8 protein-coding genes are annotated in these 8,035 nt (G+C 66.3%); all 8 read right to left on the minus strand.

Annotation, left to right across the window (positions count from 1 at the left end; all coding sequences use genetic code 11):
* Positions 1-17: 17 nt before the first annotated feature.
* Entirely contained in the window at positions 18-1,109 is a 1,092-nt protein-coding gene (locus ACLV8F_RS17870) for an AbrB family transcriptional regulator (RefSeq protein ID WP_411885547.1), read from the minus strand.
* Positions 1,102-1,863, minus strand: a complete 762-nt coding sequence (locus tag ACLV8F_RS17875) for an SDR family NAD(P)-dependent oxidoreductase (RefSeq protein WP_411885548.1) — start codon at positions 1,861-1,863, stop codon at positions 1,102-1,104. The genes ACLV8F_RS17870 and ACLV8F_RS17875 overlap by 8 nt, the downstream gene beginning before the upstream one ends.
* A 39-nt stretch (positions 1,864-1,902) precedes the next feature.
* Positions 1,903-3,288 (minus strand): MmgE/PrpD family protein, encoded by a 1,386-nt coding sequence (locus ACLV8F_RS17880; protein WP_411885549.1) that lies wholly within the window; start codon positions 3,286-3,288, stop codon positions 1,903-1,905.
* Positions 3,289-3,306: 18 nt separating this feature from the next.
* A complete protein-coding gene (locus tag ACLV8F_RS17885) occupies positions 3,307-4,029 on the minus strand; it encodes a molybdate ABC transporter substrate-binding protein (RefSeq protein ID WP_411885550.1) in 723 nt (240 codons plus the stop codon).
* A gap of 138 nt (positions 4,030-4,167) precedes the next feature.
* Positions 4,168-5,145 carry a Bug family tripartite tricarboxylate transporter substrate binding protein gene (locus ACLV8F_RS17890; protein ID WP_411885551.1) on the minus strand — a complete coding sequence of 326 codons (978 nt, stop codon included), beginning with the start codon at positions 5,143-5,145 and terminating at the stop codon, positions 4,168-4,170.
* Between the two features lie 54 nt (positions 5,146-5,199).
* A complete protein-coding gene (locus ACLV8F_RS17895) occupies positions 5,200-6,708 on the minus strand; it encodes a tripartite tricarboxylate transporter permease (protein ID WP_411885552.1) in 1,509 nt (502 codons plus the stop codon).
* Positions 6,709-6,733: 25 nt separating this feature from the next.
* Entirely contained in the window at positions 6,734-7,198 is a 465-nt protein-coding gene (locus tag ACLV8F_RS17900) for a tripartite tricarboxylate transporter TctB family protein (RefSeq protein ID WP_411885553.1), read from the minus strand.
* Positions 7,199-7,327: 129 nt separating this feature from the next.
* A partial coding sequence (locus ACLV8F_RS17905; RefSeq protein ID WP_411885554.1) for a VOC family protein occupies positions 7,328-8,035 on the minus strand: 708 nt, incomplete at its 5' end.

The raw sequence follows: 8,035 nt of genomic DNA on the forward strand, positions 1-8,035 counted from the left end.
ATTGCGCCCTTGCGCCATCAAGCGGCAGCCTTGTCGTGCACCCAGCCCGTGCGCACCAGAAACTTGAACACCCAGCGTATCGACAGCACCGTCGAAATCACGCGGAAGAAGTGAAACGCCGTCACGATGGGCGCGCCTATGCCGAAGGTCTTGGCGATGATGGCCATCTCGGCCGTGCCGCCCGGCGCCACGGCGAGGAAGGCCGTCAGCAGCGAGATGACGCCGGTCTTGCTCAGGCTCCAGGCCAGCAGCACGCAGATGGCCAGCATGCTGAGTGTGACCGCCGCGGCCGAAGCCAGCATGCGCGGCGACTTGATGAAGAACTGGCGCGTCATGTGCTGGCCCAAACTCCAGCCGATCAGGACCTGCGCCGCGACCAGCGCTTCGGGAAACATGCGGCCGTTGAGGCCCGAGGCGGCAAAGGAGCCGGCCATGATCACCGGGCCCAGCAGCCAGGCATTGGGCACGCGCAGGCGTTCGGCCAGCCAGCCGCAGGCCGGCGCAAGGAAGACGAAGAGCACAGCGAGCTGCCAGCCTATGGCGGGCGTGGCCGCTGAAATATAGGGACCGGCTTTTTCGCCGCTGTAGTGCGCGACGACGGAGGCCAGCGTGACCACCAGGATGATGCGGATGGCGTGGGCCGAGGCAACCTGCGCGCCGTCGGCGCCGGCTTTTTGCGCCTGCAGCGCCATTTCGGCCGAGGCGCCGACCGCCACCGAATAAATCGCCGTGGGCCCGTCGATGCCGGCCAGGCGCTGGATGACGCGCGAGAACAGCATGGTGAGCATGATGGAAAACGCGGCGCCGGCCAGCATCCAGTGGCCCAGCGAGGCGACCTCCCGTATCACTTCCTGTGTGAAGGTCAGGCCCAGCGCCGTGCCGATCGTGATCTGCGCGGCGCGTCGGCCCTGCAGCGGCTGCCGCCCACCCACACCCAGCAACATGACGAGGGCCGTGCCCATCATGGCGCCCAGCACCCAGGGCAGCGGGATCTTCAGCGAGAAGGCCGCATAGCCGCCGCTAGCTGCGGCCGCCAGGGTCAGCAGCCTGCGCCCCCAGAGCTGGAAGGCCGTCTGCGGCGCCGCTTCGGGAGCCGCCTTGTCAGACACTCAGGTAGGTCCCGCCATTGACGTGCAGGGTCTGCCCGGTGATGAAACGCGCCGAAGGCCCGGCCAGCCAGACCACCGAAGCCGCGATCTCGGCCGCCGTGCCGCGACGGCCCAGCAGCGGGTGGTGCTTGGCGTGGTGCTTGGGCGCGGCGGTGGAACTGCTGGTGGCGCGCTGGGTGTCGACCATTCCGGGCGATACGCAGTTGACGGTAATGCCTTCGGGCGACAAGTCGTGCGCAAGCGCGCGCGTGAGCCCGCCCAGGCCGGCCTTGGCCGTGACCACGTGCACGCGCTCGGGCGCGCCGGTGTGCGATGTCATGCCGCCTATGTTGATGACGGCGCCGCGACCGGACGCTCTCAGCAGCGGCAGCGCCGCCTGCGTGCAGAAAAAAGCGCCGTCCAGGATGACGGACAGCGTGTCGCGCCAGTCGCGCGCCGAGATGTCGGCCAGCGGGGCCTCGCGGCGTATCGCGGCGTTGTTGACCAGGATGTCGAGGCGGCCCCAGGCGGCCTTGATGCTGGCCACCATGGCCGCCACCGCGGCCTCGTCGGTCACGTCGGCCACGCAGAGCAGCGCCTGGCCGCCGGCGGCGATGATCTCGTCGACCACGGCCTGGCCTTCGGCCGCCGAGGAGCGCACGTTGACGGCGATGGCCACGCCGGTGGCGGCCAGGCCCAGCGCGATTTCGCGGCCTATGTTGCGGCCGGAGCCGGTGACCAGCGCGACGGCCTGGGGTTTGGGGGTGTTGCTCATGAAACGTCTTTCAATCTTCAAAAAAATCTTCAACGAACTTCAGGCCGGCAGGCGGGACAGGTCGACCCTGGGCTGGTCGAGCAGGCCGGCCATCACATCGGCCATCTGCTGCGCCTGCGCGGCCGTAAGCCCGCCGTACACACAGTTGGCCACGAACTTGCGCTGGATGTCCTCGTCGCTGAGCGGGTGCTCGGCGCCGCCCTTGAAGTAGCCCTGGCGGTGTTCAAACACCTCGCCGTTTTTCAGCGTGATGCGCAGGTGGCCGGTGAACTGGTTGGGGTAGGGATTGGCCGGGTCGATGATGTAGCTGACCTTGCCCGCCAGGCGCGTCATGGCCGGGTCTTTCACCACGTCTTCGTCGTATTCACCCAGGCCCGCGTCGCCCTTGAGGATGCCGGCGGCAATCGCATACGGCGTGCTGAACTTGGCGGCATAGCCGTTGGGCGGCGACTGCTTCATGGCCAGCGGCTCCCAGAGGCGGTGAACAATGCCTTCGGCGGTTTCGGCCTCGATGGTGGCGATCTGCTCCGGGTCGATGTTGCGCGCGCGGAACTCGCGGCCGCAGTCGATGTAGGGATGCGACATGGTGCCGCAGGCATAAGGCTTGAAGGCGATGGTGGTGCACAGCCACTGCTTGCCGAAGCCGTCCATCATCTCCTCGAACTTGCCGTCCAGCGTGTTGGCAAAACCGTGGAACAGGCCGTGGTGGCCTTCGAACACGGTGCGCGGGCCGACGAAACCGCCCTGCGCCAGGCGCACGGCGCGGTAGCCCGACTGCGCCGCCCAGCCGGGGTGCATGCGTTTGGTCCAGGAGCCGTCGGCCAGGTACTCGATCAGGCCGCCGGCCATGCTGCCGGCGATGCCGAAGGCGTTGACGAATTCTTCTTCCGACAGGCGCAGCGCCGCGCCTATACCGGCGACGGCGCCCATCACGCCGAAGATGGCCGTGGGGTGAAAGCCGGCCTTGTGGACGCGCATGGGCGCGACCTTGCACAGGCGGCACATGACTTCCAGCCCCACCGCGACGCCGCGCAGCAGGTCGGCGCCCGAGAGCTGGTGGCGTTCGGCCGCGGCCAGCAGCGCCGGGATGATGACCACGCCGGCATGCACCGGCCCGCCTTCATAGGTGTCGTCGAAGTCCTCGCCGTGCGAGGCAATGCCGTTGACGAAGGCCGCGCCTTCGGCCGTGAGCTTGCGCGGAAAACCGATGACGGTGCAGTTGCCGTCGCCGTCCAGCGAAGCCAGCGCCGCCTTCACATAAGTCTCGCCGCGCGCGGCCAGGCACAGGCCGGCGATGTCCAGCAACAAGCGGTTGGTGACGGCGCGTGTGCCGGCGTAATCCGCGGGCGTGCAGGCCAGGATGCCTTTGGCGAGGCGCTCGGAGATGGTGGGGCCGCTCGGGGTGGATTTGGAACTGCTGGACATGTTTTCTTTCCTCGTTTTTTAAAGGGATGCGGAGGCGGCGGCGCCCTGGCCTTCGCCGAAGCCGGCGACGCGAAGCGCCTGGCGGTCGCCCGTCAGGCGGCGCATGAAGTCGCGCGCGCGCTCGGGGCTTTTGGAATGCACGGCCAGGCCGGCGGAATAAATGACCTTGTTTTGCAGCTCGGCCGGCAGCGGGCCGGCCAGCGCCATGCCGGCGCCGGCGATGATTTCCGTCATCTGCATGACGCCGAGCTCGCGCGGGCCGGTGCCGCGCGCCAGCTGGGCCATGGCCTCGTGGCCGCTGTTGCAGTACACCAGGCGCGGGCGCACCTGTTCCAGGATCTCCAGCCGCTCCAGCACCTTGACCAGCACCATGCCGGCGGTGGCCACGGCCGGATCAGGGCAGACGATTTTTTCGGCGGCCAGCAGGTTGGCACGCAGGGCCTGTGGGTTGGCAACTTCGGGTACCGGCGTGCCGGCACGCACGGCGAGGCCTGTGCCCACGGTGCCGAGCGCGGCGCGCGAACCGGGCACGACCAGCTTCTGGAGCACCAGTTCGTCGAGCAGCGCATCGGTCAGCACGATGACATCCACCGGCTCGCCCACCAGCACGCGTGACTTCATGGACTGGACAGCTCCATAACAGGCGTTGACGGCGCCGGGCTGTTCCAGCCTGAGCGTGTCCACCAGCCGCGCCACCACCGCCTGCGCGGCACCGGCGCTGAGAATATTAAGGGCTTCCAAACATCTCTCCAAAATGAGCTTTTTGTTGTGTGCGGGGTGCCGGCGCACAGCGCCGGCGCAGGCCCACCCACGGGCGAGGTGCGGCCCTTCGCCGCCGCCCCCGCCGCTGTTTCAAATCAACGGTTAAAAGGTCCGCGCTCAGCGCACCAGCTTCATGCCGGCAAGCTGGAACTGGGTGCGCATGTCTTTTTCGATGGCCTCGATGGCCTTGCCCAGGTCGGCGCCGTTCGAATAGCTGTCTTCGAGCTGGTTGTCGGCCACGTACTTCTTCCACGAAGCGGTCTGGCGCAGCTTGGAGAACAGGTCTTCGTAATAGGCCAGCGCTTCTTTCGGGATGCCGGGGGGCGCCATGACGGCGCGGATCTGCGGCGTGGCCACGATGTCGAAACCGGCCTGCTTCAGCGTCGGCGTGTTGGGGTAACCGGGAAGCGGGGTTTCCGCGATCTGCGCCAGCACGCGCAGCTTGCCGGCGCGGATCTGCTCGCCGGCTTCCTGCGGCTCGATCACCATCATGTCGACGTGCCCGCCCAGCAAGGCGGCCAGGCGCTCGCCGCCGCCCTGGAAGGACACAAAGGCCCACTTGGCGCCGGTGTGCTGCTGCAGCTGCTGGCGCACGATGTTGTCGCGCGAAGTGACCGAACCGCCGGACTGCTTGAGCTCGCCGGGCTTGGCCTTGGCGGCGTCGATGAAGTCCTTCAGGGTCTTGTAGGGCGAGTCGGCGCGCACGGCGAACACGGCCGGCTCGAGCAGCAGGCGCGCGACCGGCGTCAGGTCGTGCAGCGTGACCTTGGCCTCATTGGTGGTGAGCGGGTTGGCGATCCAGACGCTGGTGATGAAACCCAGGGTGTGCGAGTCGCCCTTGCGCTCGGCGATCGCCGCGGCCGCCACGGCGCCGTTGCCGCCCGGCTTGTTGACCACCTGCATGCGCACCGGCAGCAGCTTTTCCTTTTCCAGCATCAGCGCGACCGCGCGGGCCAGCAGGTCGTTGCCGCCGCCGGGGCCGGTGTGCACGATGACATCGACCGTCTTGGTCGGCTTCCATTGGGCCTGGGCCAGGCCGCTAAAGCCGGCCAGCGCCATCATGCCGACGGCGCACAGTGTTTTCGAAAATTTCATGGCTTGTCTCCTGTTTTAGATATGGCAAAAATGCAAGGGGAAATCAGGCGGGGCTCAGGCCTCGGCGTCTATCATCTGCACCCGCGCCGAGTTGAACTTCTTGATCAATGGCACGATCAGCAGGAAAGCGGCGATGCACAGCAGCACGGCGGGAATCGGGCGGAACAGGATGGACAGGTGGCCCTGCGACATCATGAGCGACTGCCTCAGGGCTTTTTCCATCGAATCGCCGAGCACCAGGCCCAGCACCAGCGGCGCCGTCGGGAAGTCCAGCTTGCGCATCGCATAACCGACCAGGCCGAACAGCACCAGCAGGCTGAGCTGGAAGATGCTGGAGTCGGTGGTGTAGATGCCGATGATGGCCACGCCCAGGATCAGCGGGTACATCACATAACCCGGCATCTTGAGCAATTGCGCGAAGATCGCGACCAGCGGCAGGTTCAGGATCAGCAGCACCACGTTGCCGATGTACATGCTGGCCACCAGGCCCCAGAACAGCGCCGGGCTTTCCTCGATGAACAGCGGCCCCGGCTTGAAGCCCCAGAGCACCAGCGCGGCCAGCAGGATGGCGGTCGTGCCGCTGCCGGGAATGCCCAGCGTCAGCAGCGGCACCATGGCGCCGGCGGTGTCGGCATTGTTGGCGCCTTCGGGGGCGGCCACGCCCTCGATCACGCCGGTGCCGAATTTTTCAGGGTGTTTGGAATACGACTTCTCGATGCCGTAGCTCAGGAAGGACGAGATCGTCGCGCCCGCGCCGGGCAGGATGCCGATGAAAAAGCCGATCAGCGAGCCGTTGAGGAAGGCGTATTTGCAGTCCTTCAGGTCCTGCCAGGTCGGCAACAGGTTCTTCAGCCCCTTGGGCACCGGCAGCATGTCCAGCGGTTTTTCGGGCTCCATGTTGGACATCACTTCGCCGACGGCAAAGATGCCGATGGCGACGATGACGAAGTCGATGCCGCCCAGCAACTCGGTCTGGCCGAAAGTAAAGCGCGAGGTCGCGGTGAACAGGTCGGTGCCCATGCCGGCAATCCACAGGCCCACCATCATGGACAGCAGGGCCTTGGTCAGCGAATCACCGGCCAGCAGCACCACCATCGTCAGGCCCAGCACCATGAGGGCGAAGTACTCGGGCGCGCTGAAGGCCAGCGTGAGCTTGGCCAGCGGTGGGGCCACCAGCATCAGCAGCACGGTGCCTATGGTGCCGGCGACAAACGAGGCGATGGCGCTGATGCCCAGCGCCGCGCCCGCGCGCCCGTTGCGCGCCATCTGGTAGCCGTCCAGGCAGGTCACGACGGAAGAAGTCTCTCCCGGCACGTTCAGCAGGATGGAGGTGGTGGAGCCGCCGTATTTGGCGCCGTAGTAGATGCCGGCGAGCATGATCATCGCGCCGGTCGGGTCCATCTTGAAGGTGAGCGGCAACAGCATCGCGATGGTCGCCGGGGGGCCGAGGCCGGGCAGCACGCCGACGACGGTGCCCAGGAAGCAGCCCAGAAAGCACATGCCCAGGTTCATCGGCGTCAACGCGACCGAAAACCCCTGCATCAATCCACTGAAAATATCCATGGTGCTTGTCTCTTGTCTTTTTTAGTTATGAAAACAGCGTGCCGATGGGAAGCTGGAGTTCCAGCGCCCAGGAGAACAGCGCGTAAAAGCCGACAGCCCCGCCTATGGCATAGGCCAGCGCCACTTTTTGCGGGCGCTTGAACATGATGGCGATGATGAACCAGGTGAGCAGGCCGAACGCGATCATGAAACCGACGTACTTGATGATGGCCACGCACACCGCCAGCGCAACCCAGCAGGTCATGGCGCGGCGCAGTTCCGACCAGCGCAGCACCTTCTGGCTTTTGGGGTCGTTCTTCAGCACCGTGCCGGCCACCAGCGCCAGCGACAGCAACACCATGACCGTGCCGTACCACAGCGGGAAGAAGCCCGGCCCCGGGCCTTCCTCGGTCATGTAGGGCCAGGCCCAGGCCTGGCTGACGATGTAGATGCCCAGCGCGGCCAGTGCCATGCCGGCCCAGAAATCGCCCTTTCGGGTGAATGTGTTCATTGCTTGTCTCCGTCTCTTTTGTTTTTCTCACCGCCTCTTGGCGGGCGGTGGATGGGTCCCTGGCGGCAAGCCCGCGGCCACAAGGTGGTGCGCGGGCCTGCGTTTTATCGTGGCTTGTTACCGGGTGGCTCAGCGCCCCAGCTGGGTGTAGCGGCCGATTTCCACCAGCTCGGCAATGGTGCCGCCCGGGTCGCGGAACTTGACCGGGATCACGCCGGGGTCGCTGATGACCTCGCAGCCCATGGACTGGATGTCGCGGGTGGATTTCTCCAGGTCTTCTACCTCGACGGCGAAGTGGTGGATGCACGGGCCTTCGCCGGAGGCGGTGGACTCGGCCGAGGTCGTGCCGGCGTCGTACTTGATCAGGGTGAAGTCGATCTCGCCGTCCGTCATGTGGCGCGAGGTGTGGTCGCGCGTCTTCTTGGTTTCGGTGTCGCGGAAGTCGAACAGCTTGATGTAGAAGTCGCCGACCGCCTTGATGTCTTCCACCTTCAGCGAGATGTGGGTGATGCGGCTGATCTTCTGGCCCTGGTTGTCGGTCTTGTAACGGCCGATCTCGACGAGTTCGGCGATCGTGCCGCCGGGCGCGCGGAACTTGACCGGGATCACGCCGGGGTCGCTCACCACGACGCAGCCGTTGGCCTTGATCTCTTCCGTGGACCTGGCCAGGTCTTCCACCTCGATGCCGAAGTGGTGGATGCAGGGGCCGTCGCCGGCCGCGGTGGATTCGGCCGAGGTGGCGTCGTCGTCATAGGTCAGCAGCGTGAAATCGATCTCGCCGTCCGTCATGTGGCGCGAGGTGTGGTCGCGCGTCTTCTTGGTCACGGCGTCCTGGAA

The sequence above is a fragment of the Polaromonas sp. YR568 genome (genome assembly GCF_943369675.1).
Classification (GTDB): domain Bacteria; phylum Pseudomonadota; class Gammaproteobacteria; order Burkholderiales; family Burkholderiaceae_C; genus Polaromonas.